Genomic DNA, 14959 nt, shown 5'->3' on the forward strand with positions numbered 1-14959 from the left:
CGGTGGCTTCCGCATGCCCATCCTCTTTCGCCAGGAACGCGATCGCCTCATGCCGACCAGTACCAAGACCACGCACAGCGCCGACGCCCAGCTGGCCGTTCACACCGCCGACGAGTACGCGCACGCTCGAACGCTGAAGGTCGACCATGAGTGGTTCAAACGGGCGGTCTTCTACGAGGTGCTGGTCCGGGCGTTCGCCGACTCCGACCGCGACGGCACGGGTGATCTGCGAGGGCTCACCGAGAAGCTCGACTACATCAAGTGGCTCGGCGTGGACTGCATCTGGCTGCCGCCGTTCTACGACTCCCCGCTGCGCGACGGCGGCTATGACATCCGCGACTTCCGGGCGGTGCTCCCCGAGTTCGGCACGGTCGAGGACTTCGTCGTGCTGCTCGACGAGGCGCACAAGCGCGGTATCCGCATCATCACCGACCTGGTGATGAACCACACCTCCGACACCCACCCGTGGTTCGAGGAGTCGCGGCGCAACCCGGACGGCTTCTATGGCGACTTCTACGTCTGGGCCGACGACGACTCGGGCTACCCGGACGCACGGATCATCTTCGTCGACACCGAGACCTCGAACTGGACCTACGATCCGGTGCGCGGGCAGTTCTACTGGCACCGGTTCTTCTCCCACCAGCCCGATCTCAACTACGACAATCCGGCGGTGCAGGAGGCGATGCTCGATGTCCTGCGCTTCTGGCTCGATCTGGGAATCGACGGTTTCCGGCTCGATGCCGTGCCCTACCTCTACGAGCGCGAGGGCACGAACTGCGAGAACCTGGCCGAGTCGCACGCGTTCCTGAAACGCTGCCGCAAGGTGATGGACGACGAGTATCCGGGGCGGGTCATGCTCGCCGAGGCCAACCAGTGGCCGTCCGACGTCGTCGAGTACTTCGGCGACCCGGAGACCGGTGGCGACGAATGCCAGATGGCGTTCCATTTCCCGCTGATGCCGCGGATCTTCATGGCCGTGCGCCGGGAGAACCGCTTCCCGATCTCGGAGATTCTGGCCCAGACCCCGGCGATCCCGTCCGGCTGCCAGTGGGGCATCTTCCTGCGCAACCACGACGAGCTCACGCTCGAGATGGTCACCGACGAAGAGCGCGACTACATGTATGCGGAGTACGCCAAGGACCCGCGGATGAAAGCCAATATCGGCATCCGCCGGCGGCTGGCCCCGCTGCTGGAGAACGACCGCAACCAGCTGGAGCTGTTCACCGCGCTGTTGCTCTCGCTGCCCGGCTCGCCGGTCCTCTACTACGGCGACGAGATCGGCATGGGCGACAACATCTGGCAGGGCGACCGCGACGCGGTGCGCAGCCCGATGCAGTGGACCCCGGACCGCAACGCCGGGTTCTCCACCTGCGATCCCAACCGGCTCTACCAGCCGTTGATCATGGATCCGCTGTACGGCTACCAGGCCGTCAACGTCGAGGCGCAGGTGAACTCCACGACCTCGCTGCTGCACTGGAACCGGCACATGATCGAGGTCCGCAAGCGGCACCCCTCCTTCGGCCTCGGCACCTACCACGAGCTGGGCGGGTCGAACCCGTCGGTGCTGGCCTATGTGCGGTCCGCGGGCGACGACACGGTGCTGTGCGTGAACAACATGTCGCGGTTCCCGCAGCCGGTCGAGCTCGACCTCTCGGCCTGGGAGGGCTGTATCCCGCACGAGCTGACCGGTGGAGTTCCGTTCCCGCGAGTCGGCCAGCTGCCCTACCTGCTGACGCTGCCCGGCCACGGCTTCTACTGGTTCTCGATCACCCCCGGGGAGGACGACGCGTGACGCCGGTCGAGGGGCTCACGTCCCGCCTTGCGGACTGGCTGCCGCGCCAACGGTGGTTCGGCGCGAAGGGCCGCACCGTCCGCAGGGTCACGATCGCGGCCAGCACGCCGCTGATGACCGCCGGCGAACCGCTCGTCGATCACACCCTGCTGGCCGTCGAGTTCGACGAGGGCGGGCCGGCCCAGCACTACCAGCTGCTCATCGGCTGGCGCCGGGATCTTCCCGAGACGCTCGGACACGTGGCGATCGGCGAGTTCGGCGGCCGGATCGCCTACGACGGGCTGTGGGACCACGATGTCACCGCCTGGCTGCTCGAGGCGCTGCGCGCGGGCCGCCGGATCGGCGATATCCGCTTCGTCCCGGAGCCCGACGGTCAGCTCGCCGATCCGATGCCCGGCCGGGTGTTGGGCATCGAGCAGTCGAACACGTCGGTCGCCTACGGGGAGCAGTCGATCCTCAAGCTGTTCCGCCACATCCTGCCCGGCGTCAACCCGGATCTGGAGCTGCACCGGGCGCTGCGCTCGGTGAGCAGTCGCGAGGTCGCCAGACTGCAGGGCGCCGTGGAGGGGGTCCTCGACGACACCCCGACCACGCTGGCGATGATGCAGGACTTCGCCGCCAACTCGGCGGAGGGCTGGGCGATGGCGCTGGCCAGCGTCCGTGACCTGTTCGCCGAGGGTGATCTGCGCGCCGACGAGGTGGGCGGCGATTTCGCCGCCGAGGCCCACCGGCTCGGCGGCACCGTCGCCGCCGTCCACGCCGAGCTGGTCGAGGCGCTGGGCGAGTCCGAACGCGACCCCGCCGAGCTGGCGTCGGCGATGACCGCCCGGCTGACCGCGACGGCGGCTGAGGTCGGCGAGCTCGGGCCGCACGCCGATGCGGTTCGCGCCGTGTTCGACGAGCTCGCGGCGCTGGGGACGCCGCTGCCGGTGCAGCGGGTGCACGGCGACCTGCATCTGGGTCAGACCCTGCGCACGCCCCACGGCTGGCTGCTCATCGATTTCGAGGGCGAGCCCGCCACGCCGCTTCGGGATCGGGTTCGCCCCGACTCCGCGCTGCGCGACGTGGCCGGAATGCTGCGGTCGTTCGACTACGCGGCCTACCGCCAACTGCTGCACGCCGACGGCGAGGCCGACCAGCAGCTGCTGTGGCGCGCCAACGAGTGGGCGACCCGCAACCGCGGCGCGTTCTGCGACGGCTACGCCGAGGCCGCCGGTGCCGACCCGCGCACCCAGTCGGTCGCGCTGCGAGCCTTCGAGCTGGACAAGGCGGTCTACGAGGCGCGCTACGAGACGCACAACCGTCCGGCCTGGGCGCCGATCCCGCTGGCGTCGATCACGCGGATCACGACCCAGGCCGGGTCGGACGCCGGCGTATAGCAGTACCGGCACGTTCCCGAGACGGAAGGCGGTCCCGCGTACGCTTCGCGCCGTTGATCATCAGCGCCATCGTGCGCGGATCGAACGCGCGGAAGCGCGTAGCCCTCGCAGGCGATCAGCTCGGGGTGCATTCCACGATCTGCCGTCGCCGCGCCGCCTCGACGAACGTGCGGGGGCGCGGCTTCTCGGTCGGCACCCCGACAGTTTCACACGTCGCGCCGATCGGTCAGGGGTCAGTCATTCCCGGCCGATCGGCGCTCCGCGGGAGGCGCTACCGAACGGGGCGCAATAGGGTTTCAGGGGTGGCGCTCGAAAACACCCGCACGATCGACCCCTGCCCACCGGACCCGGAGACCGTCGACCGGCTGCTCGGTGGCGCCCACCACAACCCGCACGGGGTGCTCGGTGCCCATCCGCACCCCAACGGATCGGTGGTCCGGGCGCTGCGTCCGCATGCCGACGAGGTCTGCGTGCTGCTCGGCGGCGACCCCGAACAGCGCTATCCGCTGACCGCGGTACACGCGGCCGGGCTGTTCTCCGGCGTCGTCCCCGGCCCACCCGGCGACTACCGGCTGCAGGTGCGCTACGGCGAGGACGCCCACATCACCGACGACCCGTACCGCTGGCTGCCCACCGTCGGCGAGGTCGACCTGCACCTGATCGGGGAGGGCCGGCACGAGCGGCTGTGGGGGGCGCTCGGCGCGCACCCGCGCCGCTACGACACCTCGTCCGGGGCGGTCACCGGCACCAGCTTCGCGGTCTGGGCGCCCACCGCGCAGGGGGTGCGGGTCACCGGCGACTTCGACGGCTGGGCCGGGTGGACCCATCCGATGCGCTCGCTCGGCGCCTCCGGCGTCTGGGAGATCTTCGTTCCCGAGGTGGCGCCGGGCACCCGCTACAAGTTCCGCGTCCTCGGCAAGGACGGGGTCTGGCGCGACAAGGCCGACCCGCTGGCGTTCGCCGCCGAGACGCCGCCGTCCACCGCCTCCGTCGTGTACACCCCGCGGCACGAGTGGGGCGATCAGGAGTGGATGACGGCGCGCGCCGGTCGCCGGCCGCACGCCGAGCCGATGAGCGTCTACGAGATCCACCTCGGATCATGGCGACACGGGCTGGGCTATCGCGAGTTGGCCCACGAGCTCGTCGCCTACCTGGGGGAGACCGGCTTCACCCACGTCGAGCTGCTGCCCGTCGCGGAGCATCCGTTCGGCGGGTCCTGGGGGTACCAGGTCACGTCCTACTATGCCCCGACCGCGCGGTTCGGCACCCCCGACGACTTCCGCTACTTCGTCGACACGCTGCATCAGGCCGGCTACGGCGTCATCGTCGACTGGGTGCCGGCGCATTTCCCGCGCGACGAGTGGGCGCTGGCCCGCTTCGACGGCACCCCGCTCTACGAGCACGCGGATCCCCGCCGCGGCGAACAGCCCGACTGGGGCACACTGGTGTTCGATTTCGGTCGCCACGAGGTGCGCAACTTCCTCGTCGCCAACGCGCTGTTCTGGCTCGAGGAGTTCCACATCGACGGGCTGCGGGTCGACGCGGTGGCCTCGATGCTCTACCTCGACTACTCCCGCCCCGAGGGCCAGTGGGTGCCCAACGTCCACGGCGGCCGGGAGAACCTGGACGCCATCGCGTTCCTGCAGGAGATGAACGCCACCGTCTACCGCAACCACCCGGGTGTCGTCACGATCGCCGAGGAGTCCACCGCGTGGCCGGGGGTGACCCGCCCGACCCATCTCGGCGGCCTCGGGTTCGGGTTCAAGTGGAACATGGGCTGGATGCACGACACGCTCGGCTATCTCGGGCGCGATCCGATCCACCGCAGCTACCACCACAACCAGATGACCTTCTCGCTGATGTACGCCTTCAGCGAGAACTACGTGCTGCCGCTCAGCCACGACGAGGTCGTGCACGGCAAGGGCTCGCTGTGGACCCGGATGCCGGGCGACGACTGGCGCAAGGCGGCGGGCATCCGCGCGCTGCTGGCGTTCATGTGGGCTCATCCCGGCAAGCAGCTGCTGTTCATGGGCGGGGAGTTCGGGCAGGTCAGGGAGTGGTCCGAGCAGCGCTCGCTGGACTGGGAGCTGCTCACCGAGCCGCTGCACGGCGGGCTGCGACGGCTGGTCGGCGATCTGAACCGGACCTACCGCGGCAGCCCGGCGCTGTGGACCCGCGACAGCACTCCCGCGGGGTTCTCCTGGATCGACGCCAACGACGCCTCGGGCAACGTGCTCAGCTTCCTGCGCCACGGCGATACCGACGACGCCGTCACCAGCACCGGAGGCGGGCCGACCGTGCTCGCCTGCCTCGCGAACTTCTCCGCGATCCCGAACGAGGACTACCGGGTCGGGCTGCCGTTCGCGGGACGCTGGCGCGAGGTGCTCAACACCGACGCCGAGAGCTACGGCGGATCGGGCGTGGGCAACCTCGGGGCGGTCGAGGCCGACCAGAAGGCGTGGCACGGCCGTCCGGCGTCGGCCGTGCTACGGCTGCCGCCGCTGGGGGTGCTGTGGCTGGTGCCGGACGACACCGGTGGTCCGGTGCGCCCCAAGGCCTCGGTCAGGACCGGGCGCCGGGGCTCGGCTGTCTGAGCGTCGGCTCCGGCGCCGCGCGCAGCAGCACCGCCCAGTAGCCGAGCAGGATCGCGCAGTACAGCGACCGCCCGATCGGCGACCAGGGATGCTCAGGGGGCCACAGCGTCCCCCACGACACCGGGATCAGCGGCACCGCGAGCAGCACCGCGGCCACCGGGCGCCACCGGACGCCGTGCGCGATCAGCACCAGCACCCCGGGCAGGAGCAGCAGCAGGTAGTTGTGCCAGGCGATCGGCGCGGTGAGCAGGCCCGCCGCGACGACCGCCCACGGCGCGGTACCCGCCGGATCGACCCCCGCCCCGCGCCGGGTGCGCACGCCCAGCCAGGCCAGCGTGCCCGCCAGAAGCAGGACACCCGCCGCCGAGCCGACGACCGACGGCAGCCCGAGCCGGACCGCCAACCCGGGCAGCGCCGCGTTGTCGACTGTGTCGGGCACGGGTTCGGTCACCGCGATCCGCAGCCACTCCAGCCCGCTCGACGGGCCCGCGACGAGTACGCCCAGCAGCGTCGCGGTCGCTGCCGCGGCGACCGCCGCCCGCAGCGCGGCCCAGCGCCGCTGCACCAGTGGGAGCAGCAGCAGCGGCGCGAGCGAGGGTTTGAGCGCGACCGCGAGCCCGTAGAGCACGGCCGCGAGCACCGGCCGTCCGCGCCGCTCGGCGATCCAGCCCGCGGACAGCGCCACGAGCAGCAGCCCGTAGATCTGGCCGAGGACCAGCGTTCCGTGCAGTGGTGACGAGGCCACCAGCACGACCAGCGCGACCGCCGTCCACCCCTTCGGCAGGCGCAGTTCGCGGGCCACCGCCAGCACCGCGGCCACCACCATCAGCACCGTGAGCAGCGCGAACAGTCGAAACGCCGGTAGCGGACCGAGGAGGGCGAACGGTGTCAGCAGTGCCGTGAGCAGCGGCGGGTTGAGGTTCGTCAGCTTCGCCGGGGTGTGGTAGATGTCCGCGCCCTGGGTGAGCGCGACCGCGGAGTGCCAGAACGTATCGAAGTCGACGTGCAGCTCCCGCATGTCGGTCGAGGGCAGCAGCGTGACCAGCGCGTCGGGGTGCGTCCAGTGCAGCGCAACCGTCGTCACGACGGCGGCGAGCACCAGCACGGTGGCGATCAGCCGGGACGGTGACGTCCGGCGCGCCGCGGCCCGCGGGCCCGCCGATTCGGGCACGACGAGGTTGGGCGCCGTGCTGCTGGGCGACGGGTCCGACACGATTCCCGACGGTAGCCCGCGGCGGACGCCGGTCGTGCAGCGCTCCCCCACGGCGCGATCACCAACCACGTGAGCGGCGCAGCCGTCACTCAAGCAGCGCATGAACCGCTCGAGTGCCGTCCGTCCTCGGCGGGCCGGGTCAGAAGAGCACGCGCGCGAGCGCCCGGCGCGCCGAGGTGACCCGCGGGTCATCGGCCGGGAACAGTTCGAAAAGGCCGACCAGATGCTCACGCACCCGGTCGCGGTCCTCGCCGAACGTGCGGCCGGCGGCGGCGACCAGCCTGGCGAACGCCGCCTCGACCAGATCGGCCGCCAGTTCGGCGTCGGCCGCGGCCACCTGGGCGGCCACATCCTCGGGCGCGGCGTCGGCCCGGGCGATCGCGGACGGGTCGGCGGCCTCGGCGCGGGCGAGGAAACGCACCTGCGCAAGCGCCGCCGCGGCCTGCTCATTGGCCGGCTCGGCGTTGAGGATCTCCTGGTAGGTGGCCTCGGCGGCGGCATAGTCGCCGCGCTCCAGCGCGTCCTCGGCCGCGGTGAAGCGAGGGTCGTCCGGCTCCTCGGCCTGCGCTTCGTCCTCCGTGCCCGCGCGCGCCTCGGCCTCGCGGATGGCCGGCATGCGGTCGCGCAGCGCGTCGAGCAGCGAGCCGATCCACTGCCGGACCTGCGGCTCGGGCTGAGCGCCGCTGAAGGCGTCGACCGGCTGACCCCCGACGACCGCGACGACCATCGGGATCGACTGCACGCCGAAGGCCTGGGCGATGCGGGGGTTGGCGTCGATATCCACCTTGGCCAGGATCCACGCGCCCTTACCCGCGGCCGCCAGCCGCTCGAGGACCGGGGAGAGCTTCTTGCACGGTTCGCACCAGGAGGCCCAGAGATCGACGACCACGGGGATCTGGAGCGAGCGCTCCAAGACCTCGGCCTGGAAGGACTGCTCGGTGACGTCGATGACCCACTCGCCACCGTGACCGCCTGCCGGGGTGCCGCCGGAGGACTGCGAGCGGGCGGCCGCTTCCGACCGCGCCTTGAGCGCGGAGAGGTCGACGGCCCTGGCCATCGCGGAGGACAATGCGGCCGTCTGAGCTGCCTGTCGGGGATCGGGACGAGACACGCTGTTCATCCTGGCACGCTCGCCATCCCGATGGTGGACTCCCCCTGGCTGCATCGACGTTCCGTACCGGCGGCGGGTCTCGTCCGGGCCGGGGATCCGGCACTCGCGGCAGCTCCACCCGCCCGGTCGAGCCGCCGGTATGTCGATCACCGGACTGGCGGAGCACCAGACGGCGTACCCACTCGTTGAACAGGTGTGAGCGGCGACGCCCCCGAAGCGTCGTCACTCTGAGTAGCTATTTGTCGCGCCGCATCCCGCGGCTGCCCCAACCGGAGGATCCTGCATGAGCACGGAGAACACCGTCGCCGATCGACTGCTCACCGACGCCCGCAAGAAGACCGCGCGCCAGGAGAGCCCCGGCATCGGCAAAGCCGCCCTCATCGTGGGCGCCGTCGGGCTGATCGTCAGCCCGATCTCGATCCTGGGCTGGATCGTCGGCCTGGTCACGCTGGGCCTCGGTGCGGCGGGTGTCAGCCGTCCGGCTGCGGCCAAGCAGGCGAAGATCGCGCTGATCCTCGGCGGGGCCGCACTGGTCGTGGCGACCTTCTTCTACACCCTGAACATCTCGCTGCGCTGATCTCACGAGCTATAGCGTCGGCGCCGGCCGCCGCGGTCCGGACACATCCGGACCCCCCCCGCCGTTGTCGTTGCGAGGTGCGGTCGACCCGGTCAGCTCGCGGCCGGGGAGCCGGCCCGGATGAGCGCCTCCGCCAGTTCCGCGGGCCGGGTGAGCATGGGGAAATGCCCGCCCGGAAGGTCGATCACCTCGGCGCCGACCTCCCGCGCCGTCCGGCGCGACCAGGCCGGATCGACGACCCGGTCCTGCGCGCAGATCACCGAGACGGTCCGGACCGCGGGCCAGGCCGTCAACGGGGTGGGCTCACGTCCGACGGTCCAGCCCTGCCGCCGCATTCCCGACACCGCACGCTCGACCTGCGCCGCAGGCACCTCGTCCGTGACGCCCCGGTAGAGCCCGGACAGCGCGGCCGGCCGCGGCCAGTACGTCGTGCCGTCGTCGTGCCGCTGCTGCCCGGCACCGAACCCGGGTGCCATCATCGACGGCTCGGCGCGCAGCTGATCGGTATAGGACAGGCCGGGCCGCGGGACCAGCGCCCCCACCAGCACCAGGGCCCGGACCCGCTCGGGCCCCAATCGCTGCGCCACCACCGGCACGGTCAGCCCGCCGAGGGAATGCCCGACCAGGACGGGCGGGCCGGCCACCTCGGACCCCAGCGCGGCGACAACCGCATCGGCGTAGTCCGCGGCGCCCAGCCCCGGGTCCTCCGCCGGGAGGTCCACGGCGAGGGACCGCTGCCCTCGCGTGGCGAGTTCCGACTCCACTGCCGCCCAGCACGACGCGTCGTGCCAGGCCCCGTGCACCAAGACGATCACACGGCCATCCTCGCTCATCGGCCGGTTCTCCAGCAGCCGAACCATCGCATGTCACGCCGGGTACCTGGCGAAGCCGGTCAGCGCTCCTCGAGGGCGCGCTCGACACGATCGACCTTGGCCGTGAGCTGCCCCGTGCGCCCGGGACGGATATCGGCCTTGAGCACCAGGCTGACCCGCGGCGACCGGGCCTGCACGGCTTCCACCGCGCGCTTCACCACGTCCATCGCCTCGTCCCAGGTCTCGGCCTCGATCGTGGTGAACATCGACGTCGTCTCGTTGGGCAGCCCCGATTCGCGCACCACGCGAACCGCGTCCGCCACCACGTCGCCGACGCTGTCCGACCCGCCCCCGGAGGGCGCCACACTGAATGCCACCAGCATGGCGGCCAGCCTGCCGCACCCGGCCGGACCCGGGCGACCCCCCGGCGGGAGATCGGCGGGGGCCAATGGGACGGGCGGGCTCGGCGTGACTGCTGGGGGGCGCGACGCCGCAGCTCACGGGGGCGCCGACCGCCGCACTGCTAGCGTCCCATGGCATGGCACCCCGCGCCCCTCTCCCGTTCGACCCGATCAACAGGGCCGCGGAGCTATGGGCCGAGCGGATCGGACCGTCCGGCACGATGGCCGCGGTCACGAGCGTGATGCGGGTACAGCAGATCCTGCTCTCCGCCGTGGACGGCGCGCTGCGCCCGCATGGGCTCACCTTCGCCCGGTACGAGGCCCTGGTGCTGCTCAGCTTCTCGCGCCGCGGCTATCTGCCGATGCGCGTCATGGGCGAGCGGCTGCAACTGCATCCCACCAGCGTCACCAACATCGTCGACCGGCTGCAGGCCGACGGGTTGGTCCGGCGCACGCCGCACCCCACCGACCGGCGGGCCACTCTCGTGGAGATCACCGAGGCGGGCACGAGCCTGGTGGAGGTCGCCACCAAGTCGGTGACGGACATCGACTTCGGGCTCCGCGGCCTCACGTCCGCGCAGGCGGCCCAGCTCACCGATCTACTCGGTCGCGTCCGCCGCGCCGCGGGTGACTTCCACTGATCTCACCGGCGACGCCGGGCGGGCGGCCCGGCCGCCGAGGGTTCCGCGATCATCGCCCACTCCGCCGCGACCTGCGCGCACGCGGCGGGCCGTTGCTGCCGTCCGGGTTGGCACCGAGCCTCCGGCGATGCCCCGGACCGGCATCGGGCGGCCAGGCCCGCATCGTCTGCCCCCGCCGGGTCGACCGCCGACGGCGTCTGGCCCTGCCCCGTCCGACGTAGTAGCCCGCAACCCCGGCGCCTGCCGAACCCGCCACGACGCAGACCGAGCACGTCACCAGATCCACCGAACACCTCCACGAGACCGTCCGGGGCCAGGCCGCCCCAGGCTGTTGACGCTTCATTGCGTCAATGCCGTTGACAGTACGAGGCGGCACCGACAACATGGATGTATGGGAACCGAGATGCTCGGCAGCGCCTTGCGGGCGGCACGCCGGGAACGGGGCTGGTCACAGTCCGGCGCGGCGCGCGAGCTGGCGGCCCTGGGCCGGGCCCGGGGAGCGCCCACCGCCTCGCTCGCCAGCCTGAAGACACAGCTCTCGCGGTGGGAGAACGGTCACGCCACGCCGGAACCGCTCTACCGGGAACTGCTCGCGGAGCTGTACGGGAACGCCGCGCTGGCCGTGGCCCCCGTTCCCGAGCCGCCGGCGGACGCCGCGGAGCGGCTGCGCGGGCTGCTCGCCGAGGCCGACGCCGTCGGCGAGGACGCACTGGCGCTGCTGCGCGCGCAGCTCGAGGCCAGTCGCAGGCTCGATGATCGACTCGGTGCGGCGGGGGCGGGGGCGGCGGTGCGCGCCCAGGTCGAGCAGCTCGCCCGGCTCCTCACGCATACACCGGCGCCGGCTCGTCGGCGCGCGGTTGCCGCTGTACTGGCCGAGGCCGCGCTGCTCGCCGGCTGGCAGGCGCTCGACCAGGGTCTTCTCGACGAGTCGTACGCACGCCACGAGCAGGCCCGCAACGCTGCTCATGAGGCGCCGGCGCCCGCCCTGCTGGGTCAGGCGCTGGCCGGCCAGTCGGCGGTGCTGAGCGAGCTCGGCTTTCCCGGCCCGGCGCTGGCGGTGCTGGAGGCGGCACCGGCGGATGGTCCCGGGGCGGCATGGGCGGCGACGGCCCGCGGCGCCGCGCGAGCGGCAGCCGGGGACGCGGCCGAGTCCCAGGACGCGTTCGCCGCCGCTGAGCGGGCGATCCGGGCGGCCCCGAGCGTTCCGGATCTCGTGCAGCGCGGCTGGGCCCTCGACTACGACGGCCTGCACCGGCGGCGCAGTGCCGCACTGGCCCCGCACGGCGACGCCGACGCATTGGCCGGCCTTCAGGCGGTGGCCACCACCGACCGGGTGCCGGTTCGGGAGCGGGCCGCGCTACGCGCCGACCTCGCGCTCGCGCTGGCCCATCGCGGCGCGGTCGAGGACGCCGCCGCACACGCGCGGCAGGCCCGGAACCTGGCGGCGCGGATCGGGTCGGACCGGGTGCGCCGTCGTCTCGACCGGCTGCCGATCACCCGGGCCGAAGGATGAACGGGGGCGGCCGGCCGGATCAGCCTTCGGCGATCCTGTCCAGCAGCTCGTCGGAGGCGCGGTACGGGTCGAGCTCGCCCGCCGCCACCCGCTTGGCGAGCTCGGGCAGTGCGGTGGCGTCCCCGACCTCGCCGAGCCGTGCACGAACCTGCTCGAGGGCGATCGCCTGGATCTCGGACTCGGCGCGCTGCAGGCGGCGACGGTCCCGCTCGCCGCTGCGGTCGAGCCATTCCCGGTGCGCGTCGACGGCCGCGACCACGTCGTCGACACCCTCACCGCGGGACGCGACAGTCCGCACGATCGGCGGCTTCCAGAGATCGCCGTCGCCGTTCGGGCGATCGCCCAGGGAAATCATGTGTCTGAGCTCGCGAGCAGTCTGGGCGGCGCCGTCCCGGTCGGCCTTGTTGACCACGAAGACGTCCGCGATCTCGAGAATCCCGGCCTTCGCGGCCTGCACTTCGTCACCCATCCCGGGTGCGAGCAGCACGATCGTCGTGTCGGCGAGCGAGACCACGTCGACCTCGGACTGGCCGACGCCGACCGTCTCGACGAGCACCACATCGCAGCCTGCGGCGTCGAGCACCCGCAACGCCTGCGGCGTCGACCAGGCGAGGCCGCCGAGATGGCCGCGGGTCGCCATGGATCGGATGAACACGCCGTCATCGGTGGCGTGCTCACTCATCCGGACCCGGTCCCCGAGCAGCGCCCCGCCGGAGAACGGCGAGGAGGGGTCGACGGCCAGCACCCCGACCCGGTTTCCCCGCCTGCGCAGCGCGGCGACCAAGGCGGACGTCGAGGTCGACTTGCCGACGCCCGGCGCCCCGGTCAGACCCACCACCTGCGCACGGCCGGTGTATGGCGCAAGCGCCGCCGCGATCTCGCGCAGGTACGGACTGGCGTTCTCCACCAGCGAGATCAGCCGAGCGACCGCGCGAGCCTCACCGCGCCGGGCCCGGACAACGAGATCGACCGCATCGAGCCGCGGTGCCATCTGGAGCCGTCCGGTCAGCGGATCAGTCGCTCGCGGGGCACCCGGACGATCAGAGCGTCGCCCTGACCGCCGCCGCCGCACAGTGCGGCAGCGCCGATCCCGCCACCTCGACGCTGCAACTCGAGCGCGAGGTGCAGGACGATGCGGGCGCCCGACATCCCGAGCGGATGGCCCAGCGCGATGGCGCCGCCGTTGACATTGACCTTGTCCTCGCTGAGGCCGAGCTTGCGGGAGGACACGAGCGAGACCGCGGCGAACGCCTCGTTGATCTCGGCCAGGTCGAGGTCGCCAGACGAGATGCCCTCCTTCGCGCACGCCTTTGCGATCGCGTTCGCCGGCTGCTCGTGCAGACTGGCGTCCGGGCCGGCGACCACGCCGTGCGCGCCGATCTCGGCGAGCCAGGTCAGTCCCAGCTCCTCGGCCTTGGCCTTGCTCATCACGACGACGGCGGCGGCACCGTCGGAGATCTGCGACGACGAGCCCGCGGTGATGGTGCCGTCGGACGCGAACGCCGGACGGAGCTTGCTGAGGCCCTCGGCGGTCGTCTCACCGCGAATACCCTCGTCGGTGCCGATGACCACCGGCTCACTCCTGCGCTGGGGGATCTCGACCGGAACGATCTCCTCGGCGAAGATCCCGTTCTCGGTGGCCGCCGCTGCCCGCTGGTGCGAACGAGCCGCGAACCCGTCCTGATCGGCCCGGGTGATCTCGTAGCGACTGTTGTGCTTCTCGGTGGAGGCGCCCATCGCAACCTGGTCGAACGCGCAGAACAGCCCGTCGAAGGACATATGGTCCTGCAGGTTCACATCGCCGAACTTGACGCCCTCGCGCGACTTGGTGAGCAGATGAGGCGCCTGTGTCATCGACTCCTGGCCACCGGCAACGACGATCTCGAACTCACCGGCGCGAATGAGCTGGTCGGCGAGGGCGATGGCGTCGATACCCGACAGGCATACCTTGTTGATCGTCAATGCGGGGACGTCCATCGGGATGCCGGCCGCCGCGGCTGCCTGGCGGGCCGGGATCTGTCCGGCGCCTGCGGTGAGGACCTGTCCCATGATCACGTACTCGACCTGCTCAGGCGCAACATCCGCCCGCTCGAGCGCCGCCTTGATGGCGACCCCGCCGAGCTGTACCCCGGAGAAGTTCTTGAGCGAGCCGAGCAGCCGCCCCATGGGGGTTCGGGCACCGGCCACGATTACGGATCCGGACACTACGGGCCTCCAGCAATATGCGACGGTGGTCGACGGATTGACGATACCTGCGGGCTCCCCACGTCGACCCCCAGAAGAGGGGAGGTGGAGTGAGAGTCCGGACACGATCCGCCGCCATTACATTTCTCGTTCATGACAGCTGATCCGAACGCGCTGGACGCACTCATCACCTCAGTGGACCATGTCGGCATCGCGGTCGCCGACCTCGACCAGGCCATCGCCTGGTACGCCGAGACCCTCGGGTTGGTGGCCACCCACACGGAGACGAACGAGGAACAGGGTGTGCGCGAGGCCATGCTCTCCGCCCCGGGCGACTCCGGGGCCCAAATCCAACTGCTGGCCCCGCTGCGGCCCGATTCGGCGATCGGGAAGTTCCTCGACCGCAACGGTCCTGGGATCCAGCAGTTGGCCTACCGGGTCACCGACATCGACGCGGCGAGCGCGGCGCTGCGGAACAAGGGGTTGCGGCTGCTGTACGACGAGCCACGCCGCGGCACGGCAGGTTCACGGATCAACTTCGTGCATCCCAAGGATGCCGGGGGTGTCCTGGTCGAATTGGTCGAACCCGCGGCCGACCAGGCGCACTAGCGCACCCCGACGGACGGTCGCATGGCGCGACGTGGCGTCCATCACCATGCTGGGCGATGACCCTGCAGGGGAGCGAGCAGCGGTTACTATACTGATCGGTAACTTCTAGTATCCCAAGCAGGCGGGACACGAC

Annotated in this window: 13 protein-coding genes; 7 read left to right on the forward strand and 6 right to left on the reverse strand. The window is 71.6% G+C overall.

Annotated elements, in window-relative coordinates:
- The first annotated feature begins 49 nt into the window (after window positions 1-49).
- From treS to glgB, 3 genes are all read left to right on the forward strand, one after another.
- On the forward strand, window positions 50-1792 hold the full coding sequence (treS, locus tag G567_RS0116950; protein WP_037057536.1) for a maltose alpha-D-glucosyltransferase: 1743 nt from the start codon (window positions 50-52) through the stop codon (window positions 1790-1792).
- On the forward strand, window positions 1789-3171 hold the full coding sequence (locus G567_RS0116955) for a maltokinase N-terminal cap-like domain-containing protein (protein ID WP_028930917.1): 1383 nt from the start codon (window positions 1789-1791) through the stop codon (window positions 3169-3171). Before treS ends, G567_RS0116955 begins: the two co-directional genes overlap by 4 nt.
- 302 nt (window positions 3172-3473) lie before the next feature.
- The gene (gene glgB, locus G567_RS29475) at window positions 3474-5765 is read left to right on the forward strand and encodes a 1,4-alpha-glucan branching protein GlgB (RefSeq protein WP_245585679.1); all 2292 of its coding nucleotides are present in this window, start codon (window positions 3474-3476) and stop codon (window positions 5763-5765) included.
- Here the strand turns inward: glgB and G567_RS0116970 are convergent.
- A complete protein-coding gene (locus tag G567_RS0116970; RefSeq protein WP_161631716.1) occupies window positions 5734-6978 on the reverse strand; it encodes a glycosyltransferase family 87 protein in 1245 nt (414 codons plus the stop codon). The two genes, glgB and G567_RS0116970, sit on opposite strands and share 32 nt — an antisense overlap.
- 139 nt (window positions 6979-7117) lie before the next feature.
- Window positions 7118-8035, reverse strand: coding sequence for a tetratricopeptide repeat protein (locus G567_RS0116975; protein ID WP_028930919.1), 918 nt, complete (start codon window positions 8033-8035; stop codon window positions 7118-7120).
- A 337-nt stretch (window positions 8036-8372) separates the two neighbouring features.
- Between G567_RS0116975 and G567_RS0116980 the strand changes: the two genes are divergently transcribed.
- A complete protein-coding gene (locus G567_RS0116980) occupies window positions 8373-8666 on the forward strand; it encodes a hypothetical protein (RefSeq protein WP_028930920.1) in 294 nt (97 codons plus the stop codon).
- A 92-nt stretch (window positions 8667-8758) separates the two neighbouring features.
- Here the strand turns inward: G567_RS0116980 and G567_RS0116985 are convergent, their stop codons facing one another.
- Window positions 8759-9481, reverse strand: a complete 723-nt coding sequence (locus G567_RS0116985; RefSeq protein ID WP_161631717.1) for an alpha/beta fold hydrolase — start codon at window positions 9479-9481, stop codon at window positions 8759-8761.
- 77 nt (window positions 9482-9558) lie between these two features.
- Window positions 9559-9861, reverse strand: a complete 303-nt coding sequence (locus tag G567_RS0116990) for an MTH1187 family thiamine-binding protein (RefSeq protein WP_028930922.1) — start codon at window positions 9859-9861, stop codon at window positions 9559-9561.
- 155 nt (window positions 9862-10016) lie between these two features.
- On the opposite strand from G567_RS0116990, the gene G567_RS0116995 reads away from it, so the two are divergent.
- Both G567_RS0116995 and G567_RS0117000 read left to right on the forward strand, forming a co-directional pair.
- Window positions 10017-10520, forward strand: a complete 504-nt coding sequence (locus G567_RS0116995) for a MarR family winged helix-turn-helix transcriptional regulator (RefSeq protein ID WP_028930923.1) — start codon at window positions 10017-10019, stop codon at window positions 10518-10520.
- A 391-nt stretch (window positions 10521-10911) separates the two neighbouring features.
- Window positions 10912-12033: a helix-turn-helix domain-containing protein gene (locus G567_RS0117000; RefSeq protein ID WP_028930924.1), complete on the forward strand. Its 1122-nt coding sequence runs from the start codon at window positions 10912-10914 to the stop codon at window positions 12031-12033.
- 19 nt (window positions 12034-12052) lie between these two features.
- On the opposite strand, the gene meaB is transcribed toward G567_RS0117000, so the two are convergent.
- Window positions 12053-13024 (reverse strand): methylmalonyl Co-A mutase-associated GTPase MeaB, encoded by a 972-nt coding sequence (meaB, locus tag G567_RS0117005; RefSeq protein WP_028930925.1) that lies wholly within the window; start codon window positions 13022-13024, stop codon window positions 12053-12055.
- Between the two features lie 14 nt (window positions 13025-13038).
- On the reverse strand, window positions 13039-14238 hold the full coding sequence (locus tag G567_RS0117010) for an acetyl-CoA C-acetyltransferase (RefSeq protein WP_028930926.1): 1200 nt from the start codon (window positions 14236-14238) through the stop codon (window positions 13039-13041).
- 132 nt (window positions 14239-14370) lie between these two features.
- Between G567_RS0117010 and mce the strand changes: the two genes are divergently transcribed.
- Entirely contained in the window at window positions 14371-14826 is a 456-nt protein-coding gene (gene mce / locus G567_RS0117015) for a methylmalonyl-CoA epimerase (RefSeq protein ID WP_028930927.1), read from the forward strand.
- The last annotated feature ends 133 nt before the right edge of the window (window positions 14827-14959 follow it).

Origin of the sequence: Pseudonocardia asaccharolytica DSM 44247 = NBRC 16224, from assembly GCF_000423625.1 — a bacterium.
Taxonomy (GTDB): domain Bacteria; phylum Actinomycetota; class Actinomycetes; order Mycobacteriales; family Pseudonocardiaceae; genus Pseudonocardia; species Pseudonocardia asaccharolytica.

Bases quoted from the DNA above. Each gene is read 5' to 3' on its own strand.
- treS (WP_037057536.1), top strand. From the start codon at position 50: ATGCCGACCAGTACCAAGACCACGCACAGCGCCGACGCCCAGCTGGCC.
- G567_RS0116975 (WP_028930919.1), bottom strand. From the start codon at position 8,035: ATGGCCAGGGCCGTCGACCTCTCCGCGCTCAAGGCGCGGTCGGAAGCG.
- G567_RS0116980 (WP_028930920.1), top strand. From the start codon at position 8,373: ATGAGCACGGAGAACACCGTCGCCGATCGACTGCTCACCGACGCCCGC.
- G567_RS0116990 (WP_028930922.1), bottom strand. From the start codon at position 9,861: ATGCTGGTGGCATTCAGTGTGGCGCCCTCCGGGGGCGGGTCGGACAGC.
- G567_RS0116995 (WP_028930923.1), top strand. From the start codon at position 10,017: ATGGCACCCCGCGCCCCTCTCCCGTTCGACCCGATCAACAGGGCCGCG.
- G567_RS0117000 (WP_028930924.1), top strand. From the start codon at position 10,912: ATGGGAACCGAGATGCTCGGCAGCGCCTTGCGGGCGGCACGCCGGGAA.
- meaB (WP_028930925.1), bottom strand. From the start codon at position 13,024: ATGGCACCGCGGCTCGATGCGGTCGATCTCGTTGTCCGGGCCCGGCGC.
- mce (WP_028930927.1), top strand. From the start codon at position 14,371: ATGACAGCTGATCCGAACGCGCTGGACGCACTCATCACCTCAGTGGAC.